This window comes from Candidatus Planktophila sp. (assembly GCF_036734405.1).
Lineage (GTDB): Bacteria > Actinomycetota > Actinomycetes > Nanopelagicales > Nanopelagicaceae > Planktophila.
Genome location: NZ_DAIMYR010000006.1, coordinates 1 through 20,326 on the forward strand (window position 1 = coordinate 1; position 20,326 = coordinate 20,326).

Annotated in this window: 22 protein-coding genes and 1 tRNA gene; 9 read left to right on the plus strand and 14 right to left on the minus strand. The window is 46.9% G+C overall.

Translation table 11 applies throughout. The annotated features are described in order from the left end of the window. Window positions 1-1,427 (minus strand): GTP-binding protein (locus AC9UC2_RS07090; RefSeq protein WP_509526869.1); only part of this gene is annotated, 1,427 nt, incomplete at its 3' end. Next, window positions 1,420-2,493, minus strand: coding sequence for a redox-regulated ATPase YchF (gene ychF, locus AC9UC2_RS07095; RefSeq protein WP_509526871.1), 1,074 nt, complete (start codon window positions 2,491-2,493; stop codon window positions 1,420-1,422). The genes AC9UC2_RS07090 and ychF, both read right to left, overlap by 8 nt. Before the next feature lie 64 nt (window positions 2,494-2,557). Here ychF and AC9UC2_RS07100 point away from each other — a divergent pair, with 64 nt between their 5' ends. Together AC9UC2_RS07100 and AC9UC2_RS07105 are read left to right on the plus strand one after the other, a co-directional pair. After that, the gene (locus AC9UC2_RS07100; protein ID WP_509526873.1) at window positions 2,558-3,691 is read left to right on the plus strand and encodes a DNA recombination protein RmuC; all 1,134 of its coding nucleotides are present in this window, start codon (window positions 2,558-2,560) and stop codon (window positions 3,689-3,691) included. Further along, on the plus strand, window positions 3,688-4,110 hold the full coding sequence (locus AC9UC2_RS07105) for a hypothetical protein (RefSeq protein WP_509526875.1): 423 nt from the start codon (window positions 3,688-3,690) through the stop codon (window positions 4,108-4,110). Before AC9UC2_RS07100 ends, AC9UC2_RS07105 begins: the two co-directional genes overlap by 4 nt. Here the strand turns inward: AC9UC2_RS07105 and AC9UC2_RS07110 are convergent. Next, window positions 4,107-5,063, minus strand: coding sequence for a 4-hydroxy-3-methylbut-2-enyl diphosphate reductase (locus AC9UC2_RS07110; protein WP_509526877.1), 957 nt, complete (start codon window positions 5,061-5,063; stop codon window positions 4,107-4,109). The genes AC9UC2_RS07105 and AC9UC2_RS07110 overlap by 4 nt on opposite strands. Before the next feature lie 25 nt (window positions 5,064-5,088). Here AC9UC2_RS07110 and xseA point away from each other — a divergent pair, with 25 nt between their 5' ends. The 3 genes from xseA to AC9UC2_RS07125 are packed head-to-tail and all read left to right on the plus strand — an operon-like array spanning window position 5,089 to window position 8,194. Next, on the plus strand, window positions 5,089-6,291 hold the full coding sequence (xseA, locus tag AC9UC2_RS07115) for an exodeoxyribonuclease VII large subunit (protein ID WP_509526879.1): 1,203 nt from the start codon (window positions 5,089-5,091) through the stop codon (window positions 6,289-6,291). Between the two features lie 38 nt (window positions 6,292-6,329). Continuing rightward, window positions 6,330-6,533: an exodeoxyribonuclease VII small subunit gene (locus AC9UC2_RS07120; RefSeq protein WP_509526881.1), complete on the plus strand. Its 204-nt coding sequence runs from the start codon at window positions 6,330-6,332 to the stop codon at window positions 6,531-6,533. A 5-nt stretch (window positions 6,534-6,538) separates the two neighbouring features. Continuing rightward, window positions 6,539-8,194 carry a fumarate hydratase gene (locus AC9UC2_RS07125; RefSeq protein ID WP_509526883.1) on the plus strand — a complete coding sequence of 552 codons (1,656 nt, stop codon included), beginning with the start codon at window positions 6,539-6,541 and terminating at the stop codon, window positions 8,192-8,194. Window positions 8,195-8,223: 29 nt separating this feature from the next. On the opposite strand, the gene AC9UC2_RS07130 is transcribed toward AC9UC2_RS07125, so the two are convergent. From AC9UC2_RS07130 to AC9UC2_RS07155, 6 genes are all read right to left on the minus strand, one after another. Next, a complete protein-coding gene (locus AC9UC2_RS07130) occupies window positions 8,224-8,811 on the minus strand; it encodes an aggregation-promoting factor C-terminal-like domain-containing protein (RefSeq protein ID WP_509526885.1) in 588 nt (195 codons plus the stop codon). Between the two features lie 316 nt (window positions 8,812-9,127). After that, window positions 9,128-10,444, minus strand: coding sequence for an RNA 5'-3' helicase PhoH2 (gene phoH2 / locus AC9UC2_RS07135; RefSeq protein WP_509526887.1), 1,317 nt, complete (start codon window positions 10,442-10,444; stop codon window positions 9,128-9,130). Window positions 10,445-10,564: 120 nt separating this feature from the next. Next, window positions 10,565-11,341: an isoprenyl transferase gene (locus AC9UC2_RS07140; RefSeq protein ID WP_509526889.1), complete on the minus strand. Its 777-nt coding sequence runs from the start codon at window positions 11,339-11,341 to the stop codon at window positions 10,565-10,567. Then, a complete protein-coding gene (locus tag AC9UC2_RS07145) occupies window positions 11,322-11,621 on the minus strand; it encodes a DUF3817 domain-containing protein (protein ID WP_509526891.1) in 300 nt (99 codons plus the stop codon). The genes AC9UC2_RS07140 and AC9UC2_RS07145 overlap by 20 nt, the downstream gene beginning before the upstream one ends. Then, a complete protein-coding gene (locus AC9UC2_RS07150; RefSeq protein WP_509526893.1) occupies window positions 11,618-12,328 on the minus strand; it encodes an SURF1 family protein in 711 nt (236 codons plus the stop codon). The genes AC9UC2_RS07145 and AC9UC2_RS07150 overlap by 4 nt, the downstream gene beginning before the upstream one ends. Further along, entirely contained in the window at window positions 12,312-12,449 is a 138-nt protein-coding gene (locus tag AC9UC2_RS07155) for a hypothetical protein (protein ID WP_509526895.1), read from the minus strand. The genes AC9UC2_RS07150 and AC9UC2_RS07155 overlap by 17 nt, the downstream gene beginning before the upstream one ends. A 14-nt stretch (window positions 12,450-12,463) precedes the next feature. On the opposite strand from AC9UC2_RS07155, the gene AC9UC2_RS07160 reads away from it, so the two are divergent. Then, the gene (locus tag AC9UC2_RS07160; RefSeq protein WP_509526897.1) at window positions 12,464-12,853 is read left to right on the plus strand and encodes a DUF4307 domain-containing protein; all 390 of its coding nucleotides are present in this window, start codon (window positions 12,464-12,466) and stop codon (window positions 12,851-12,853) included. Window positions 12,854-12,875: 22 nt separating this feature from the next. Continuing rightward, window positions 12,876-13,349: a transcription elongation factor GreA gene (greA, locus tag AC9UC2_RS07165; RefSeq protein WP_509526899.1), complete on the plus strand. Its 474-nt coding sequence runs from the start codon at window positions 12,876-12,878 to the stop codon at window positions 13,347-13,349. Window position 13,350: 1 nt separating this feature from the next. Here greA and AC9UC2_RS07170 read toward each other — a convergent pair whose 3' ends face one another. Together AC9UC2_RS07170 and AC9UC2_RS07175 are read right to left on the minus strand one after the other, a co-directional pair. Beyond that, window positions 13,351-14,145, minus strand: a complete 795-nt coding sequence (locus AC9UC2_RS07170) for an ABC transporter permease (RefSeq protein ID WP_509526900.1) — start codon at window positions 14,143-14,145, stop codon at window positions 13,351-13,353. Then, window positions 14,142-15,125, minus strand: a complete 984-nt coding sequence (locus AC9UC2_RS07175; protein ID WP_509526902.1) for an ATP-binding cassette domain-containing protein — start codon at window positions 15,123-15,125, stop codon at window positions 14,142-14,144. Before AC9UC2_RS07175 ends, AC9UC2_RS07170 begins: the two co-directional genes overlap by 4 nt. Before the next feature lie 72 nt (window positions 15,126-15,197). Between AC9UC2_RS07175 and AC9UC2_RS07180 the strand changes: the two genes are divergently transcribed. After that, window positions 15,198-16,427 (plus strand): MFS transporter, encoded by a 1,230-nt coding sequence (locus AC9UC2_RS07180; protein WP_509526904.1) that lies wholly within the window; start codon window positions 15,198-15,200, stop codon window positions 16,425-16,427. A gap of 10 nt (window positions 16,428-16,437) precedes the next feature. Here the strand turns inward: AC9UC2_RS07180 and AC9UC2_RS07185 are convergent, their stop codons facing one another. Next, on the minus strand, window positions 16,438-17,226 hold the full coding sequence (locus tag AC9UC2_RS07185) for a Bax inhibitor-1/YccA family protein (protein ID WP_509526906.1): 789 nt from the start codon (window positions 17,224-17,226) through the stop codon (window positions 16,438-16,440). 219 nt (window positions 17,227-17,445) lie between these two features. Here AC9UC2_RS07185 and heR point away from each other — a divergent pair, with 219 nt between their 5' ends. Then, the gene (heR, locus tag AC9UC2_RS07190; RefSeq protein ID WP_509526908.1) at window positions 17,446-18,216 is read left to right on the plus strand and encodes a heliorhodopsin HeR; all 771 of its coding nucleotides are present in this window, start codon (window positions 17,446-17,448) and stop codon (window positions 18,214-18,216) included. Window positions 18,217-18,227: 11 nt separating this feature from the next. Here heR and AC9UC2_RS07195 read toward each other — a convergent pair whose 3' ends face one another. Beyond that, window positions 18,228-20,099, minus strand: a complete 1,872-nt coding sequence (locus AC9UC2_RS07195; RefSeq protein ID WP_509526910.1) for a metallopeptidase domain-containing protein — start codon at window positions 20,097-20,099, stop codon at window positions 18,228-18,230. A 149-nt stretch (window positions 20,100-20,248) separates the two neighbouring features. Next, a tRNA-Leu gene (locus AC9UC2_RS07200) sits at window positions 20,249-20,324 on the minus strand. Window positions 20,325-20,326: the final 2 nt, after the last annotated feature.

Genomic DNA, 20,326 nt, shown 5'->3' on the forward strand with positions numbered 1-20,326 from the left:
TCGGTACGGAAACCAATAAGTCCACGTGATGGAACCTTGTAATCAAGACGGATCCAGCCAGTTCCATGATTAACCATTTGCTCCATGCGACCCTTACGAAGCGCCATCAATTGAGTAAGAACACCTAAGTACTCTTCTGGTGCATCAATTGTTAAACGCTCCATTGGCTCGTGAACCTTGCCATCAATCTTCTTAATAACTACCTGCGGCTTACCAACAGTTAGTTCGAAACCTTCGCGCTTCATGATTTCAACAAGTACTGCTAGCTGAAGTTCTCCGCGGCCCTGAACTTCCCACGTATCTGGGCGATCAGTATTGAGAACGCGCAATGAAACGTTACCAACTAGCTCTGCATCCAGACGTCCCTTAACTTGGCGAGCAGTAAGCAATTTGCCGCTCTTGCCCGCTAGTGGTGATGTATTGATACCGATTGTCATCGAAATAGATGGTTCATCAACGATGATTAAAGGAAGTGCATGTGGATTTTCATTATCAGCCAGGGTTTCGCCCAATGTAATTGTGTCGATACCGGCTACCGCGATGATGTCGCCAGGGTGTGCTTCTAGTGCTGGAACGCGATCTAGCGCTTCAGTGATCAATAGCTCTGAAATCTTTACGCGCTCTGTTGTTCCATCTGTCTTAATCCATGTAACAGATTGGCCCTTTTTAATAACACCTTCGCGTACGCGACATAGTGCAAGACGACCCAAGAATGGAGATGAGTCAAGGTTTGTAACGTGTGCCTGCAATGGTGCACCTTCGTGATACACAGGTGCTGGAATTGCAGAGAAGATAGTGTCAAACAAAACATCTAGGTTTGTCTCTTCTGGCATTCCACCATCTGCAGGACGTGTCAATGATGCACGACCAGCTTTAGCTGATGCATAGACAACTGGGAATTCAATCTGCTCTTCATTTGCTCCAAGATCAAGGAACAATTCGTAAGCTTCGTCAACAACTTCAGCAATACGTGAATCGGGACGGTCAACCTTGTTGATCACCAAAATAACTGGCAAATTCTTTTCAAGTGCTTTACGCAAAACGAAACGTGTTTGTGGCAGTGGACCTTCGGAAGCATCAACCAACAAGATAACGCCATCAACCATTTCAAGTCCGCGCTCTACTTCGCCACCAAAGTCGGCGTGGCCCGGAGTATCAATGATGTTAACAATTGTGTCGCCGCGCTTTACCGCAGTGTTCTTGGCAAGAATCGTAATTCCCTTTTCGCGTTCTAGATCCATTGAATCCATCATGCGGTCTTGACCTTCGCCCTGAACCTTGTGTGCAGCGAATGCACCGGATTGCCACAACATGGCATCAACCAGTGTTGTCTTTCCGTGGTCAACGTGAGCAATGATCGCTACGTTACGCAGGTTATCGCGGGTCTTTACAGGTAGATCCTTTAGGTGTGCTTGCTTCTTAGACATTGAATCTGAACTCCACTACATCTCCATCGGCCATTACATATTCCTTGCCTTCCATACGAACCTTGCCCTTAGCTTTCGCTTCAGCCATAGATCCTGCGGCAATGAGATCTTCAAAGCTGACGATTTCAGCCTTAATAAATCCCTTTTGGAAATCAGTATGAATAACACCAGCGGCCATGGGTGCGGTGTCACCTTTGTGAATCGTCCACGCGCGAGCTTCTTTTGGACCTGCAGTTAAATATGTCTGCAATCCCAACGTATCGAAGCCAACACGTGCCAAGGTTGCAAGACCTGGTTCTTTCAAACCAATTGATTGCAACAATTCCAATGCATCCTCATCGCTGAGTTCTGCTAGTTCTGCCTCTGTTTTTGCATCCAAGAAAATTGCTTCAGCTGGTGCAACAAGTGCCTGCAGCTTTGCCTTAAGTTCTGGATCATTTAATTCAGCAGCATCTACATTAAATACATATAAGAAAGGCTTGGCAGTTAACAAATGAAGTTCGGCCAACAGTTCGCGGTCAATTGAACTTTGCGACAACGGCTTTCCAGATTGCAACCAATCATTAGCAGCTTTTACTGCTTCTAGAACTGGTGCCTTTTCTTTGGCAACGCGTGCTTCTTTTTCAAGACGCGGAATCGCCTTTTCAATTGTCTGTAAATCCGCGAGCGCTAATTCAGTATTGATCGTTTCCATGTCAGATGCTGGATCGATTCGCCCATCAACGTGAACAACATCGCCATCATTGAAAACACGGATCACCTGACAGATTGCATCGGTGTCACGAATATTTGTAAGGAACTTGTTGCCAAGGCCGGCACCTTCGGATGCGCCTTTTACGATTCCGGCGATATCAACGAAGGAAACAACTGCTGGCAAGAGTTTTTCTGAAGAAAAAATCTGGGCTAGCTGGGCAATTCGCTCATCTGGCACTCCCACGATTCCCACATTGGGCTCGATGGTGGCGAAAGGGTAGTTAGCGGCCAGAACGTTGTTCTTAGTCAGAGCATTAAAAAGGGTCGACTTTCCGACATTTGGCAGTCCGACGATTCCGATAGAGAGGCTCACTGGGGTAAGCCTACGCGGGATTGTCAGTGCTCCCTGCCACGATAGGCCCATGCCCGCTTACGTAGTGACCCTATTAATAGGACTTATCGCAGGATCTGCGATCGGATACCTGCTCTCAGCCCTGAAATCCAAGGATTCGGCGGGCAATCAAGCCCTGCTCGATGATTACAAGGCTCAGTTAGATGCCGAACGTAAAAAGACAGAAACTGCGATCACATTAAATGCTGAATTGCTGGCGGTTAAGGATTCTGTTTCAAAGTTAACGACCCAATCCAACGAAGCAAATCGCATCCGTACTGAAGCTGAAGCCAAGCTCAATACAACAATTCTGGAAATGCGTCGTGCGTCGGAATCAATCTTTGATGAAACCAAGAAAATTGCGGGCGCCTTATCAAATTCGCAGACACGTGGAAAATTTGGCGAAGCACAACTGGAGCTCTTACTTCAGCAAGCAGGACTTCGTGAAGGACATGAATACACCGCGCAACGATCAACCACAGATTCTGATTCATCAGGTATTCCAGATGTCACCGTGAACATGCCTGGTGGTTCGCAATTGTTTATTGACTCCAAGTTTCCATTTGAACGTTTCCTAGAAGCCTTCGGAACTGATGATCAATCACAGCGTGACGAATACCTGGCGCAGCACACTAAGGATTTGTTAAAGCATGTAGAAGCGCTGGCAAAGCGTGGGTATCACAAGTCCCAGGGTTCACCTGATTTTGTTGTTCTCTTTGTTCCCTTTGAAACCTTGCTATCAGAGGCTTTGCGCCTTGATCCGATGTTCCTGGAAAAGGCTTTCAAAGTTGGGGTTACCGTGGCAACCCCAACATCCATGATGGCGCTATTGCGCACAATTGGTTACATCTTTACCCGCAACAAGTTAGCTGAAAATGCTGATGAAATTCAAAAGATGGCAAGCACATTCTTGAAGAACATCACTTTGCTACACACCAAGATTGTGGCCGTTGGCAAAGCGATCTCATCAACATCTAAGGCATATGAAGATCTGGTCCCAACAGCGGAAAAGACGGTTTTGGCTCCCGCTCGACGGATCCATAACTTGGGAGTTGCCGGAGATAAAGATAAGTTGGCTATTGAGTATCCTGAAGCCCCTGGCGATGTTCGCGATTTAAAAAACGCTGAACTAGAAAGCGGCGATGATTACATTGATGCAGAAGAGGTAGATGAGCGATGAGCACACTTCAAAAGATTCAAATCCAGGGTCCTGGATTAAAGAAGCAAGGCATCGTTGTTTTGCAGTTCCTGTTTATCGGTTTCTTTGTTTTCATTGAGATGACAATCCGTACCGGTGTTGGAATCCTTACGGGAATCGCAATTTGTGCGGCCACCTTTGGTTCACTTCGCTTTGGTCGCCCTGGAACTACCTATGTTTCTGCCGTAACTCCCCCGCTGGCTTTTGCCGGATCCGCACTTCTTTTTACGATTTTGCTGGATGGCTTTAGACCTTCACGAGTTGGAATTGATTTCATCGCAGCCCTTGCATCGGAAGCCCCATTTTTGATTATTTCAGCGCTCTATGGCTGGTTTGTGTACTTGAATGAAAAAGCAAAGGCAAAGCCGTCAAAGAAGAGAACTGCCAAGCAAGCAGATTAAACCTGGCCAGCGGCTTTCATATCTTTACGAAGCTCAGGTGGAAGTGAAAACAGCAAAGTCTCTTCGGCTGCAGTAATTTCCTGCACATCACGGAATCCATGTTCAGCCAAGGTCGCCAAAACATCCTTAACCAAGATCTCTGGTACCGATGCACCGCTAGTCACACCAATAGTTTCAACATCTGTAAACCAGTGATCCTGAATCTCTTCGGCGTAATCAATTAAGTGCGAAACCTTTGCGCCATATTCCAACGCTACTTCAGCCAAACGCACTGAGTTACTTGAATTCTGTGAACCAACAACGATTACTAAATCTGCTTGAGGCGCGATGACCTTAATTGCCTCTTGACGATTTTGGGTTGCATAACAAATGTCATCACTTGGCGGTGCTTGAATATCTGGAAAACGCTCTTTCAAAATCGCAACGGTTTCCATAGTTTCATCTACCGATAACGTTGTTTGAGATAACCAGATTAAATTCTTGCCAGGTGTTGGCTGGATTGTACGCGCACCTTCGAGGCCATCAACAATTCGAACCTTGTCAGGTGCCTCCCCTGCAGTTCCTTCAACCTCTTCGTGGCCATGGTGACCAATAAGCAAAATTTCAGCATCTTCAGTTGCAAAGCGTCGAACCTCGTGGTGAACCTTGGTTACCAAAGGGCAGGTTGCATCAATAGTTTTTAGATTTCGCGCAGCTGCTTCTTGGTGAACCATTGGGGAAACTCCGTGGGCTGAAAAGACAACGGTCTTGCCCTCTGGAATCTCATCGGTTTCATCAACAAAGATCGCTCCTTTTGCTTCTAATGAGGTAACAACGTGGATGTTGTGCACGATTTGCTTGCGAACATAGACAGGTGCGCCATAGAGAGCCAACGCCTTTTCAACGGTAATCACGGCGCGATCCACCCCTGCGCAATATCCGCGAGGCGCTGCCAACAGAACTCTCTTAGTCATGGGGGCAGTCTATTAGGCTCATCCCATGTTCGAAACTTCAAGTGAGGCCCCGGCAACGGTTCGGGTCGTTTCTGAAGCAATCAAGGATTATGTCGAACGTCTTGGCCCAATCTGGATTGAGGGCGAGATCAGCGAGTTAAATGAACGCAGCGGAATGATGGCCTTTATGCGCCTTCGTGATCCAAGCGTTGATATGTCTATTTCAGTGATGTGTCACAAATCTGTGATCGCTGCGGTCAAGCCTTTACCCGATAACGCCCGCATCGTTATGTATGCAAAACCATCGTGGTACACCAAAAATGGATCGCTCTCTTTTTCTGCCCGCGAGATTAGACAGGTGGGAGTAGGCGAACTGCTTGCTCGCTTAGAAGCGTTGAAAAATCTCTTAGCTGGTGAAGGATTATTTAACTCTGATCGAAAAGTTGCGCTGCCCTTGCTGCCAAAAGTTATTGGGTTAATTTGTGGCCGCAACACCGATGCTGAAAAAGATGTTGTTGAAAATGCAAAGCGTCGCTGGCCAAGTGTTCAATTTGAAATTCGCGAAGTAACTGTTCAAGGCGCAGCAGCTGTCACTGAAGTTTCAGCAGCCTTGCGCGAACTAGAAGCCAACAAGGATGTTGAAGTCATCATCATTACCCGCGGCGGTGGATCCTTTGAAGATCTGCTGCCATTTAGTGATGAAGGTTTGGTGCGATTGGCAGCATCATGTGAAACCCCGATTGTTTCTGCGATCGGCCATGAAAAAGATTCACCACTTTTAGATTTAGTGGCAGATTACCGAGCATCTACACCGACTGATGCGGCCAAGCGCGTTGTTCCAGATATCGCTGAAGAGATCCAGATGATCAGTGCGATGCGAGATAGAGCCCGTCGCACATTGTTAAATCGCTTAGATCTTGAAGCAACACGTATTACTAACTTTAAAAACCGCCCCGTTATGAAGGATCCACATGTTTTGATCACAACGAGGGCTGAAATCATTGCTGGGCTGCGCGATCGTTCCAATCGCTCCTTTGGGGCATCTTTGAAATTAGCCAAGGAAGAGCTCAAGCAGATCAAGGCTCGCGTGCGCGCTTTGTCGCCACAATCAACGTTGGACCGCGGGTATTCAGTAGTGCAGTTAGCCGATGGCCAAATCGTGACAGATCCAAAGAAGTTAAAGGCCGGCGATGAATTGCGACTTCGTCTTGCAAAGGGCGAGACCAAAGCCACAGCGCTCGGTAACTAAAAATCACACCACAGCAAAGAAGAGAGTAGATTTAGACCATGGCCGAAGCGAAGAAGATCTCATATGAAGCAGCTCGAGACGAGTTAGCCGAAGTTGTTGAATCCCTTGAAGCGGGCAGCGCAACGTTAGAAGAGTCTTTGAAGCTCTGGGAGCGCGGCGAAGAGTTAGCCAAGATCTGTCAGGAATGGCTAGATGGGGCAAAGAAGAAGCTTGATTCAGTAAAGCCGACTAGCGATTCGTAAAGACGATGCCAAACTTTTCATATTCAGATCTTTTGCCACTGGGCGAAGATAAGACCAAATACCGCCTTGTCAGCAAAGAAGGCGTATCGGTTGTAAAGCTTGGCGATAAAGAGTTTTTACAGGTTGAACCAGCTGCCCTCGAAAAGTTAACCTCAGAAGCAATTCATGACATCAACCATTACCTGCGCGCTGAACATTTACAGCAGTTAACAAATATTGTTAAAGACCCAGAGGCTTCTGCCAATGATCGCTTTGTTGCCATCGACCTTTTGAAAAATGCCAACATCGCAGCAGGTGGCATCTTGCCAATGTGCCAAGACACCGGCACAGCACTAGTTATGGGCAAAAAGGGCCAGTACGTCTTAACGACCGGCAAAGATGAAGTCGCGATTTCGCAAGGAATTTATGATGCCTACACCCAGTTAAATCTTCGGTATTCACAGATGGCCCCTGTTACAACTTGGGAAGAAAAGAACACCGGCAATAACCTGCCCGCCCAGATTGAAATCTATGCCGATAGTGATCACCAGAATGAATACAACTTGCTCTACATCGCTAAAGGCGGCGGCAGTGCCAATAAATCATTTTTGTATCAAGAGACCAAAGCGGTTTTAAACCCAACATCATTTATGACCTGGTTGGATGAAAAACTGCGCTCTATTGGAACCGCGGCTTGCCCTCCGTATCACTTGGCAATTGTCATCGGCGGAACAAGTGCCGAACACACAGTAAAGACGGCAAAGCTGGCAAGTACTAAGTATTTGGATTCTTTGCCAACATCAGGTGATGCGGCAACTGGTCACGGCTTCCGCGATACTGAATTAGAGCAAAAAGTTTTGGAGTTGACCCGCACCTTAGGAATTGGCGCCCAGTTTGGTGGCAAGTACTTCTGTCACGATGTTCGCGTAGTTCGCCTGCCCCGCCACGGTGCATCCCTGCCGATTGCTATTGCGGTTTCATGTTCTGCAGATCGCCAGGCCAAGGCCAAGATCACCAAAGATGGAATTTTCCTGGAAGAGCTAGAACGGGATCCTGCACATTTCTTGCCCGAGACAACAGATGAACATTTAAATGATGATGTTGTAGCAATTGATCTGAATCAGCCAATGAGTGCGGTTCTGGCTGAGCTTTCAAAGCACCCAGTAAAGACCCGTCTTTCCTTAACCGGCACCCTTGTTGTGGCTCGCGATTTAGCCCATGCCAAGATCAAAGCGATGATGGATGAGGGCAAGCCAATGCCTGAATACTTGAAGAATTACGCGGTTTATTACGCAGGTCCGGCCAAGACTCCAGAAGGGTACGCATCCGGTTCCTTTGGTCCAACAACTGCAGGCCGTATGGATTCTTATGTTGATTACTTCCAGTCACAAGGTGGCTCTATGGTGATGCTTGCAAAGGGCAACCGTTCAAAAGCTGTCACCGATGCATGTAATTCACATGGCGGTTTTTATCTGGGATCAATTGGTGGGCCGGCAGCTCGCCTGGCATTAGATTGCATCAAAAAAGTTGAGGTCTTAGATTTTGAAGAACTAGGTATGGAAGCGGTGTGGAAAATCGATGTCGTAGATTTCCCGGCCTTCATTGTTGTTAATGACAAGGGCAATGATTTCTTTGCCTCTACCAGCAAGCCCTTAACAATAGGCCGGCGTTCAGAGGTTTAAAGCCCGACGTTAAAAGATAAAGGAGCGGCTTAGTACCAGTTGCTTCGCTTGTGCTTTGCCAACGCCTTACAAGGTGTCTCGTAACGAATGCTGATGTAGCGCAGTCCCCAACGGATCTGAGTTACTGGATTGGTACGCCAATCAGTTGAGATAACGCTCATCTTGCTGGCTGGCAGGGCTTGAGGAATTCCATGAGCCCCAGATTTTTTATTCCGTGACTTGTAGTTCCAGTTACTTTCCTTGGTCCACAACTGGCTCAAACATGTGTACTGCTTTTCTGCAAAGCCATACTCATCCAGCAGGATGGCCTTGGCAACTTTTTTCGCACCTTGCGGTGTTCGGGCTAATTCAACTTGGCGGCTAACAACTGAAACCAAAGCTAGTTTGCTTGAAAAGATCGCACCCGAGGCAGTGGCGGTCAGGTCATCCTCGGCAAAGAGTGAGCCGGTGGTTCCATCCTCGATGACTAGGGCGCTCTTGGCGCTATCCAGTTCGACACTAGAGGTCACTGAAAGTTCAAGGGCATTGGCCGCTGGTAGCAAGGTGGCAACCAAAAGCAGTGAGGATGAGATGCCAAGGATGGCAACTGATCGTGCTGACTTATTAAAAGCTTTCATGCCTTGACTCCTTTTCTCTTCTACTCACCCGCCGGTACTCACCCACGGTTTCTCGCCATGGCCGATCAGCCTCAAATGAGGCTGATTGACTTAAGGGGAATGCCTTTAAGGTGCCGTAGATAGGGCTCATCGGCAAATCAAAGTGGGCGGGAGTCGGAAATTCTCAGGAAATCAGAATGCTGTGGATAGGTAAAACCGCAGGTCAGAAAGGGTAATGTCCGATATGTCCGAAATGTGACTGTGAGATAGATTCTGGTCCTTTTGGAGCCATGTCGCTACCGGGCTATTCATAGTGACCGGCTCGTAAACTCGCCGGTTAACTGCCGGCGGGACCTTCCAGCATTTCAGTTACCAAGGCTGCAATTGGCGAGCGCTCGCTTCGGGTCAGAGTCACATGGGCAAAGAGCGGATGGCCCTTCAAAGTTTCAACAACCGCGACAACTCCGTCATGGCGACCGACCCGCAGGTTGTCGCGTTGGGCAACATCGTGAGTCAGGACGACTCTGGAGGCGGTTCCGATTCTGGAAAGGACGGTCAGCAGGACTCCCCGTTCCAAGGATTGGGCTTCGTCCACGATCACAAAGGAGTCATGCAGCGAGCGGCCGCGGATATGGGTCAGGGGCAGAACTTCAATCAGGCCGCGGTCGATGATTTCATCAATGACGGGTTGGCTAACTAGAGCGCCCAAAGTATCGAAAACCGCTTGGGCCCAAGGGGACATTTTTTCACCCTCTGAGCCGGGCAGATATCCCAGCTCTTGGCCGCCGACTGGATACAACGGACGGAAGATGACGACCTTTTTGTGAAGGCGTTTTTCCATAACCGCTTCAAGTCCGGCGCACAAGGCAAGGGCGGACTTTCCAGTTCCGGCCCGGCCACCCAGCGAAACGATTCCAATGTTTTCATCGAGCAAGATATCTAGTGCGATTCGTTGTTCGGCGCTGCGACCATGCAAACCAAAAGCTTGGCGATCACCTCGTACTAATTTCAGTTGCTTGCTTTCAGTAACTCGGGCTAGCGCCGATCCTTTTTCAGAATGCAGGACCACACCGGTATGGACTGGCAACTGGTGGGCGGCTTCATGATCTGCAAAGTCGCCGGCGTACAAATCATCGATGACACTGTGACTGACATCCAAATCTTCAATTCCGGTCCAACCACTATTTGATACAAGTTCGGCCAAATACTCCTGGGCTTCCACACCGACCGATGATGCTTTGACTCGAAGTGGCAGATCCTTAGTTACAAGGACTACATCTTTTCCATCAGACATTAAGTTTTTAGCAATTGCCAGGATTCGTGAATCATTGGTGCCATCTCGAAGGAATCCATGTGGCAAGGTCGAAAGATCTGTGTGGTTCAGCTCGACCGAAAGAGTTCCACCTTCTGGCGTAATAGTCAGCGCTTTATCAAGGCGACCATGGGAAACGCGCAGATCATCTAATGCGCGCAGGGCGGCACGGGCAAAGTAGCCCAATTCGGGGTGATCTCGTTTGGTTTCAAGCTCTCCGATAACTGCGATCGGGATGATGACTTCATGTTCGGCAAATCTATAGAGCGCCCCGGGGTCTGCGAGCAAAACACTGGTATCTAAAACAAAGGTTTTCTTAGCTTTTTGACCTTTTGCAGCCAATGCTTGCTCCTAGATTTAATTGTGATCGCCGGGTGTGCTTCGGACAGTAAAAAGGTAGAACTGTCAGCAATGAATTTTGCGCAGACACGCGATAGAACTAGGTAAATTCTTGGTTGCGATTTATGAACCGAAACGACGTTGTCTCACAGAGTAAGAACGCAGTGCGCGCAGAAAATCTAGGTGACGAAAATCTGGCCAGTACGCCTCGCAAAAGTAAAATTCAGATAAAGCACTTTGCCATAACAAGAAGCCACCAAGGCGTTGTTCACCAGAGGTGCGGATCAACAGCTCGGGATCAGGTTGTCCTGCGGTGTATAAATACTTTGAAATGTCTTCGGCAGTTAACTTCTCTTGGGCATCCTTGATCGAATGGCCGGCAGCTTCTTCTTCGGTCAAGTAGTTCTTCACCGCATCAACAATTTCGCGACGCCCGCCATAACTAATGGCCACGTTGACTTCGACCCCATCACTTCGAATCGGTTTTAAGGAGCTCAGTTTTTCTTCAAGCCATGGTGGCAGCAGATCTAACGCACCAACCGCCTTGATATTCCAGCGACCGGTGGCCGCAAGTTCATCCACGGTGTTTCCAATAATCTTTAGCAACTCATCGATTTCTTCTTGCGAGCGCTTGAAATTATCCGTTGATAACAACCACAGAGTTACGACCTTAACTTGGGCATCATCACACCACCCCAAGAAATCGATGATCTTGTTGGCACCGGCTTTATGGCCGTGGGGATCATTACTAGTCGGATTGGATTTAGCCCATCGCCGGTTGCCATCAAGAATGACACCAACATGCTGTGGGGTCTTTGAAAAATCTAGAGAACGAATCAGACGCCACTCGTACAGTGGGTAGATCAGAGACTTAACTAAATCACGAATACTGTCGAACAACTCTGCGCTCCGCGGCAATTGATGCAAATGGAAGTGTGCCGGCCAAGATAAGCCAGATGATCTTTCTTAGTGGCCAATGCGCCTTGACTGAAAACTGCAGGGCAACAAGCACATAGACCGCGTAAATCCATCCATGAACAAATGGAATCCACGCAACTGCGGCCTTCCAGTCTTGATTATCAAATAGGTACACCACGGGCAGATCTACAAACCACAACAAGATGGACATGATGCCGGCGATTATGGCCATGAATCTAAATCTCTTGACTGAACTGCTCATGGGGTAACTCTACGGCGATAGAAGGGTAGGTACAGCACCACTGCGGTCATGAGCCACCAAATGACCACATAGGAAATGTGCTGCCAGTAGTAGCCAGGGATTTTGGGATTGATCTTTTCTTCGGTGATTCGGGAGCGCTCCAGTTGGGCCCCTCCAACAGATTCGGATCTGGCCTGGATGTAGCCGTCATACAAATCCAAATCGGTCAGTCCGACAACAACTGCGCTATCTAATCTGGAAATAATGCCGGGAACGTTGTCGGCGCGATCTGCGAATTGGCTCGCAACTAAAACACCTTGGATATCAATATTCATTGATTGCTGAATTTCTGGGTTGAGCAAACGTTCAGACCATAACCCCCGAACAACCAAAATTGCTGATCGCTCATCAACTTGGGCAAGTGCAACTTCCCAATCAGCAACCACGCCATTTCCATCAACTTGATTGGGGGCTCTGAAATTAGCGATGTATTTTCCGGTCAAAGAAACTGTTCGGTTAAATGCTGCTTCCCCTAGAGCTGTCCGAGGCTGTGCAACTGATTGCAAGGTAACAACATTTGTATCAACTGTCCGAGCAACTTTTAAACTTTCTTTTAAATCTGCGGCACGTTGCAGTTGCCAAAAACCTAGTCCGACAAAGAGTGCTGCAATCGCAAGTACGGCAACACCTTGAAAAATCTTTGCAAGAAAATTATTCGGTTGAGTCATCGCTTCGATCTACGCCCATGAAGCGCTTGTAAAAACTGCGCATCAAAAAGACCACGGCGATCAGCAAAATACCCACCGTAAGGGAGCCCGCAGATCCCATGAAGATTTCTTCTTGTTCCATGCGATAATCATGTCATGCAAAGTGAAAAGCCGTTCAACTACGAAGAACGATACGGGGTTACCAAAGCCACACGTTGGCCTGCGATAGCCCTTGTTGTCGGCATTCTCGGAATCGGTTGGCTTGTGTGGTCGGCGCTTTATCACTCCAATCCGCCGCTTCGCTCTCAGCTTGTTTCCTTCACAATTACTGATGATCGCGCCGCATCGGTGCGCTACTTCATTGAAAGGCAGGACAGCAATCAAGTGGTGATGTGCACCCTGATTGCGCGTGACTTTGACAAAAATATTGTTGGACAGATTGATCAAGAGATTCCTGCAGGAAAATCTAAGGTTGAACTGATCACTGAAGTTCCTACGCGTAGCGAAGCGGTCAACGCTGATGTATCCAGTTGTCGTGCCAAGTAAGTAACCAGTACCGTTACCCCTTATGACACAGACATGGTTGACCCAAGAAGCCGCAGATCGCTTGCGTGCTGAGCTGACCCAGCTCGAAGGTCCCGGTCGCAAAGAGGTCACTGCAAAAATTGAAGCCGCGCGTGCCGAAGGTGATTTAAAGGAAAATGGTGGTTACCACGCAGCGCGCGACGAGCAAGGAAAAATGGAAGCGCGTATTCGTCAGCTAAAGCAAATGTTGGAAAATGCACACATTGGCACTCCACCAGCTAGTGCGGATGGAAAAGTTGGCGCAGGAATGGTTGTAACCGCAATTATTGCTGGCGACGAAATGAAGTTTTTAATTGGGTCTCGCGAAATTTCATCGGGTGATCTAGATGTTTACAGCGAGAAATCTCCACTGGGTGCGGCAGTACTTGGCCAAGAGATTGGTGCAAAAGTTTCTTACACAGCACCTAATGGCCGTGAAATCTCAGTTGAGATTGTGGCGGCCGAGTTCTACCTTTAAATTAGCTTGAGTAGTTCTTGTACTTACGAATACTCAGTGGAATAAAGATTGCCATCAAAATAACCATATAGAGCAGTGAAGTGGCTAGTGGGTACTGGCTTGGCCAGGAATTTGCCGTGGCACCAAATTCATTTTCTAGGCCAAATAATTGGCGACAGGCTGCAACCATGGTTGAGACTGGATTCCACTCAGCAAAGTACTGCAACGCACGTGGCATTCCGGTGGTTGGTGCAAAAGCGTTTGATAAGAAAGTCAGCGGGAAAGTAACCAAGAAACCTACGCTTTGAACGGTACGAGCTTCTTTGACTGACAGACCAACCAAAATTCCGATCCAGGAAAGTGCGTAACCAAACATAAAGAGAAACAGGAAGGCAAGGGTTGTTTGCAGAATTCCTGAAGTCGGACGCCAGCCAACTGCATATCCAGCAGCAGCCATAACTACTAGTACCAAAATGTTCAGTAGTGCATCACCAAATGTGCGGCCAATAATTACCGCACCGCGTGAAATTGGCAGAGATCTAAAGCGATCAATCAAACCCTTCTTCATGTCTTCAGCTAAGCCAACTGCCGTTGATGCCAAGGTGAAAGCAACGGTTTGAACGAAGATTCCAGGCATCAATAGCTGTACATATCCGCCTGGCTGGCCAGTGTCGATTGAGCCACCAAATACATAGCGGAACAAAAGCACAAACATTACTGGCTGGATTGTTGAGAAGACTAGTAGTTCTGGAACTCGAGCAAGTTGGAGAATTTGTCGCTTTGTAATGATCATTGAATCAAAGATCACATTTTTCATTTTTTAGCGCCCCTCTTCTTCTTTGCTACCGGTTCTTCAACAGTTTCTTCAGCTACGTGGCCGGTTAATGACAAGAACACATCATCTAATGATGGGCGCTTTAAACCAATATCTAGCGGGTGGATCTTGGCATCATCCATTGCTCGTAATGCATCCATCAAATCTTTTGAACCATGAAGGACCGGAGCACTTACAGTTCTTAGTTCCACATGCGTTGCATGACCACTGATCTTGGCCACAATCTGGTTGGTCTTATCTAAATCTGCAGGCTCCACGGTGATTTCTAGCCGTTCTCCACCAACCTGCTTTTTCAAAGCATCGGATGTGCCGCGCGCAATAACTGTTCCGCGATCGATAACCGCGATTTCATCAGCTAATTGATCAGCCTCTTCCAAATACTGTGTTGTCAGCAGCAGCGTTACTCCGCCCTTAACAAGCTCTTGGATCACGCCCCACATATCTTGGCGACCACGTGGATCTAAACCAGTTGTTGGCTCATCTAAGAACAAAATCTTTGGCTTAACAATTAATGATGCTGCTAAATCAAGGCGACGGCGCATTCCACCTGAATAAGTTTTGATAGGACGACGTGCAGCTTCAGTTAAATCAAAACGTTCTAGTAATTCATTAGCGCGATCAATCGAGCTCTGACGACCTAGGTGATACAGGCGACCAAACATCACCAAGTTATCCCAGCCAGTTAAAGTTTCATCAACAGCTGCATATTGACCTGATAAACCAATTTGTTCACGCACTTTGTCTGGATGCTTGATGACATCAATACCTGCGACAGTTGCAGATCCAGAATCAGGCTTAAGTAGTGTTGCAAGAATTCGGACAGTTGTAGTTTTTCCTGCACCATTTGGTCCAAGTACGCCTAAAACAGTGCCTTCTTCAACATCTAGAGATAAGTCATTGAGTGCTTTGACTTCGCCATTGCGATAAGTCTTTACTAAATGTTCGGCTATAACTGATTTCACACCTGAATACTACCTCTGAGCCACCCCTGAACCAACTCCCATCAACATTCAAACAAGTAGACTGCACCTTCTATGAGTATGAAATCACCATTTAGAGATCTACCCCGCGAAGTTTCTTCTCTTGTTGCGGCTTCCTTTTTTGTTGCAGTTGGTTTCGGAATTGTTATGCCTGCGATTCCAGTCTTTGCAAAATCTTTTGGTGTAAATAACGCAGCTATTGGATTAATGGTTTCAGCCTTTGCAATCACGCGCTTTGCTTCAGGCTTGATTTCAGGTGTATTGGTAGACAAATTTGGTGAGCGCGCCGTGTTTTCAACTGGAATCTTTATGGTTTCTGCCTTTACTTTCTTAGCTGGAATCGCACAAAGTTACGATCAACTGCTTTTCTTTAGAGCAGCCGGTGGTCTTGGTTCATCAATGTTTTCCGTTGCCGCAAGTTCGGTGATTCTGCGTTCTGTCAGCGATTCACAACGTGGTCAAGCACAGTCTGTCTATCAAGGTTCTTTTATTGTTGGCGGAATTGCTGGCCCAGCTATTGGTGGCGTTTTATCTCTAATCTCTTTGCGTGCTCCCTTCTTTGTGTATTCAGGATTGTTGCTTTGTTCAGGTTTAGTTGCGCTGATTTTCCTTAAGGGCGATTCAATCGGTGCGAAAGTTAAAAATAGTACAGATGAACCAGCCACAACTATTGGTGAAGCCCTTGCAATGCCTGCGTATCGAATTGCCCTGGTTTTAGCTTTTATTGGAACCTGGGTTTTCTTCGGAATGCGTGCTTCGATCTTGCCCGTCTTCGTTACAGAGGAATTGAGTTCGACCACCGCAATCGTTGGTTATGGCCTAGCTATTTCTGCAATGGTTCAAGGAGTCGTGCTTTTGCGCGCTGGACGATATTCAGACACAAAGGGCCGACGAGCTGCATCGATTGTTGGTGCCAACATCGTCTTTCTCGGAATTTTGGTGCTGACTTTTGCAGTTAATCCATTGATGTACATGATTTCTATGATCATTCTGGGTTTTGGTGGGGCTTATCTTTCAATCACACCTGCCAGCATCGTTGGAGACATCATCAAGGGTAAAGGCGGCAAAGTAATTGCCATCTTCCAAATGGCAGGGGATGCAGGAATGATCTTCGGGCCAATCATTATTGGCTGGATCTCTGATGTTTATTCATACAGAACCGCTTTTGGAGCTTCGGCAGTTATTTTCTCAATTGTTTTACTGCTGGTCTACCGAATTCCAGAGACCAGAAATGTCGAAGGGCCCCAGGTTAAAAACCTGAGGCCCGTCGATGAAGATCTTTAACTAGATCTGATTAGTCATTACCACGCAAGATAGATAGAACGCGCAAGACCTCTAGGTACAACCAAACGATTGTGACCATAAGACCAAACGCTGCTCTCCATGATTCTGACTCTGGAGCTCCTGCTGCAATTCCCTTTTGAATTGAATCAAAATCAAGAATCAAGAAGAAAGCTGCAAGAACCATTCCGCCTGTTGCAATGATTAAACCAAGTCCACCGATGCTGTAAATGCTTGTTCCGGTGATGAATGAAGACACCAATGAAACAACAGCAAGTACTAGGTAACCGATGAGCGCTGTCATCAATACCTTTGTGAACTTAGGTGTTACGCGAATGCGTCCGCTCTTGAAAGCAAACAACATTCCAGTAAATGCACTGAGTGTTACCAAGATTGCTTGGCTAACAATTCCGTCGTACATGGTGTTGTACAGATTGCTGATCGTGCCAAGAGCTAAACCTTGGAAAGCTGCGTATGCAATTGCAAGTGCTGGCTTAACTGTCTTGCTAAATGAATTAACCATCGCAAGGATAAATCCACCGATGAAGCCGAGCAATAGTGCGCCGGCACCAAGGTTAAGCGTCCATGCTGCAGCACCTACTGTTACCAATACTGCGAACATGATCGCTGTGCGAGTGACAACATCATCAATCGTCATGCGACCTGTGCGTAATGAGGAAGCTGCAGGTGTGTTGTACAAATTCTCTAGCGCTGCTGGGTCTGAGTTAATTGTGCTCGGATCGAATGCAGCGTATCCACGCTGATTAAACGCCCGTCCAAGAACAGGGTTTGAACTGCGCATATCTTTGTTCTCCTTTTGTAGGGCCACCAGAATTTCCGGTGGTTGTGGTGCAGGGACAATCGTACGGTTTAGTGGGGGTTACGGCTAAGTAAGTGCACGCTCGGATGCTTAAAACCCGCTTAGAAATTTAGGGAAGGTGCCCGTCCAAGCCTATTTTTTGAGCTTCTACTCCTATTGTTCAGGCTTCTAGCCCATCACTTGGGCTATCAAGGGGAGAAAATGAAGCCAGAGACAAAGACCGGAAAGCAATTACAAAACTTCAACAGAGTCGCGGGCGTTACCCACCTGATTCAGGGAATAATTCTATTTTTTATCCTAAATGATGAAACAACTATCCCAGTTATCACTCGTTTCTTTGATGAGACACCAGATGGAGTTGCTCCAGTTAGTCAGACGCTCTTTGAGTTTCCTATTGCTTTGATCGCACCGATCTTTCTTTTGTTATCAGCGATTGCACACTTAGTAGTCTCATCCCCGGCTTACATCGGCAAGTATGAGCAAAACATTGAAAAGGAAATAAATCCGATTCGCTGGTGGGAATACGCATTTAGCTCTTCCCTGATGCTCGTTGTTCTTTTGATGCTTGGTGGCTTGATTGAGCTTTCGACAGTTGTGTTTGTCTTTACACTGAATTTCATTATGAACCTGATGGGTCTTGTAATGGAGAAATACAACCAATTAACACAAGAAACCAATTGGCTACCATTTAACATCGGAGTCCTTGCAGGAATCGTTCCATGGATTATGGGTGGGCTGTATTTCTCGGTTTCTATCAACAATATCTCTGATGCTGTTCCTGGTTATGCCCAGTTTGGTTTCTTGCTTACCTTCTTATTCTTTAATTCATTTGCAATCAACATGTGGCTTCAGTACAAGAAGGTCGGCAAGTGGAGTTCCTATGTTTATGGCGAAAAGGCATACATCGTTCTCAGCTTGGTCTCTAAATCAGCACTTGGCTGGATTATTGTGCTTGGAACACTGGGCGTTTGATTCGCATTTAACTACTTTTTCACCTTATAGCCAGCTGGGCACTTAGGTTTCACAGCAGTAACCTTCTTGGTGAGTTTGCCCTTGATGCAGGTGATGGTTGTTTTCTTAGCTGATGCAGCTTTAGTAGTGGCCTCCTGTTGCGCCTTCAACTCCGCTTCTTGTTTAGCTTTAAGTTCTGCTGCTGCTTTGGCTTCTGCCTCTTGCTTGGCTTTTAATTCGGCAGCTGTTTTAGCCTCTGCATCTTGCTTTGCTTTTAGTTCCGCAGCTGCTTTAGCCTCTGCATCTTGCCTGGCTTGGAATTCAACTCTTGTTAGCACCCTGAATGCAGCTCTGTCTTTTGAAACTTCTTCTGCAAGTATGACTAAATCTCCAACTTTCACAGATTGACCACTTGAAAGTGGGGCTCTTGAATATCTCTCTACATCATCGCGAGGGTTGAGAACCAAATCCTGTTCAGACGGCTGGATACTGATCGGGCCTTTCAAAGAAGCAACCTTCATATCAATCAAGTAAACAAGCAGCCCATCGTTTCCTTTCAAGGAGTCGAATTCAGATTCAGTTCTAAATTCGATGACTAATGCAAGGGAGCCACTAATTGGATGCACATAAAGTCTCTTACCCGAATTCTGATTTAGTGGAGTTAAACTGTGTGTCACGGAAGAATTGGTTGTGTAATCACAAATAACATCATTGTCTTCAATCCAACCCTGAACCCACCTTTGAAACCCAAAGAAAGTATTTGCAGTTCCAGTCGTGTTTCCCATAAAGTCGAAGGGTCCTGGTGATTTTCCCGTAGTTCCTGTTCCTGGAATGTAATAGTCATACATCCCCAACAAGTGCCCGTACTCGTGTGCAAATACTTTCCACGAAGGAACCGATGAATTCACGGTTCCAATTTGCCCTACAAGCTGAGAATTCTTTACTGGTTTTCCCCCGACATCAAGTTCTAGATCGAGAAACGCAGAACCGTAGTAACCCAAAGACTTCGAGGTTGGGGCGAAAACATTTATACTCGAATAGCCACTAAGTTGTCCCTTTAACTTCGCAAGACTTACTGCTTCTTTTACCAGCCTGTGATCTTGTTGAACCCCATTATTGAAGTAGCGTCCTGTAGCAAACGGAGCAAAAGTAGTATCAAGACTGTTTAAAGTAATGATGGATGGAAAGATCGAAAATTTTGGGGAAAACTTCCCGTTTGTGCTCGCAGCAAAGAACTTTTCGACTGTTGCTGGTGACAAAGTATTGTTGACAACAGATTCAAGACTCTCAGTTATCCTCGCGTCTGGAAAATCCACAACTATGATTAGATTTTGAGTAACACCAAATTGAGGAACGCGATCAGAGTTTCGTGGAAATCCTAATCGAATAGGACCCAATCTTGAGTCCTTTACCTTGCAATCTATTGCTTTAGGAATTACTTCATTGATACGGAATCCCTGCCCGGCTTTGTAATACAAGGATCCAGGAAGAGTTTCGAAAGTTTGTCCATCAGCGCTCAATGAAAGTCGCCAAACAATGCCTGCGGCATTCTTGAAGTAAAACCCATTTACATCACGGTTTAATGAACCAATCTGCCACTCGGGTGACAAATCTCGTTCGATAACTGAATCTTCGATTACATAGCATCCGATGATTGATTGGGGCTCTGTAACAGGGTCGACAGAATTTGTTGCAAGCAGTGTGAACTCTTGTCCCGTGTTTAGAAACCTCAAGAATTGAGTCTTCTTGGTTTCAATATTGGGCGTGGCATCAATTACTTCAGGACAACTAGCGAACCAACTTGGTTTTTTTCGTTCAGCTGCAGTTGCAGTTTGCAAGTGAGAGAGGAAAAGTGAACAAACAAGAACTGCGCTTAGTAGCAAACTAGCCTTGTTCCGTTTCATAGATTTAGCCTAAGTGATTTGAGGCAAATATTCAAGGTCCTGACCCGCGACCCGTTAGTCATCACATCTCTATGTGCTGTCGCTGCTACCCATTGGTTCAATAGCGGAGGCTAAGGTCCGATGGAAGGGCTCTATTGCCATGAGATGTCTGGTGCCCCCGGTCGGACTCGAACCGACACTGGAAGGATTTTAAGTCCTCTGTCTCTGCCATTGGACTACGGGGGCCA

Coding starts and splice junctions, on each gene's coding strand:
- AC9UC2_RS07105 (WP_509526875.1), top strand. CDS start 3,688: ATGAGCACACTTCAAAAGATTCAAATCCAGGGTCCTGGATTAAAGAAG.
- AC9UC2_RS07110 (WP_509526877.1), bottom strand. CDS start 5,063: ATGACTAAGAGAGTTCTGTTGGCAGCGCCTCGCGGATATTGCGCAGGG.
- xseA (WP_509526879.1), top strand. CDS start 5,089: ATGTTCGAAACTTCAAGTGAGGCCCCGGCAACGGTTCGGGTCGTTTCT.
- AC9UC2_RS07120 (WP_509526881.1), top strand. CDS start 6,330: ATGGCCGAAGCGAAGAAGATCTCATATGAAGCAGCTCGAGACGAGTTA.
- AC9UC2_RS07125 (WP_509526883.1), top strand. CDS start 6,539: ATGCCAAACTTTTCATATTCAGATCTTTTGCCACTGGGCGAAGATAAG.
- AC9UC2_RS07130 (WP_509526885.1), bottom strand. CDS start 8,811: ATGAAAGCTTTTAATAAGTCAGCACGATCAGTTGCCATCCTTGGCATC.
- AC9UC2_RS07145 (WP_509526891.1), bottom strand. CDS start 11,621: ATGAGCAGTTCAGTCAAGAGATTTAGATTCATGGCCATAATCGCCGGC.
- AC9UC2_RS07150 (WP_509526893.1), bottom strand. CDS start 12,328: ATGACTCAACCGAATAATTTTCTTGCAAAGATTTTTCAAGGTGTTGCC.
- AC9UC2_RS07155 (WP_509526895.1), bottom strand. CDS start 12,449: ATGGAACAAGAAGAAATCTTCATGGGATCTGCGGGCTCCCTTACGGTG.
- AC9UC2_RS07160 (WP_509526897.1), top strand. CDS start 12,464: ATGCAAAGTGAAAAGCCGTTCAACTACGAAGAACGATACGGGGTTACC.
- greA (WP_509526899.1), top strand. CDS start 12,876: ATGACACAGACATGGTTGACCCAAGAAGCCGCAGATCGCTTGCGTGCT.
- AC9UC2_RS07170 (WP_509526900.1), bottom strand. CDS start 14,145: ATGAAAAATGTGATCTTTGATTCAATGATCATTACAAAGCGACAAATT.
- AC9UC2_RS07180 (WP_509526904.1), top strand. CDS start 15,198: ATGAGTATGAAATCACCATTTAGAGATCTACCCCGCGAAGTTTCTTCT.
- AC9UC2_RS07185 (WP_509526906.1), bottom strand. CDS start 17,226: ATGCGCAGTTCAAACCCTGTTCTTGGACGGGCGTTTAATCAGCGTGGA.
- heR (WP_509526908.1), top strand. CDS start 17,446: ATGAAGCCAGAGACAAAGACCGGAAAGCAATTACAAAACTTCAACAGA.
- AC9UC2_RS07195 (WP_509526910.1), bottom strand. CDS start 20,099: ATGAAACGGAACAAGGCTAGTTTGCTACTAAGCGCAGTTCTTGTTTGT.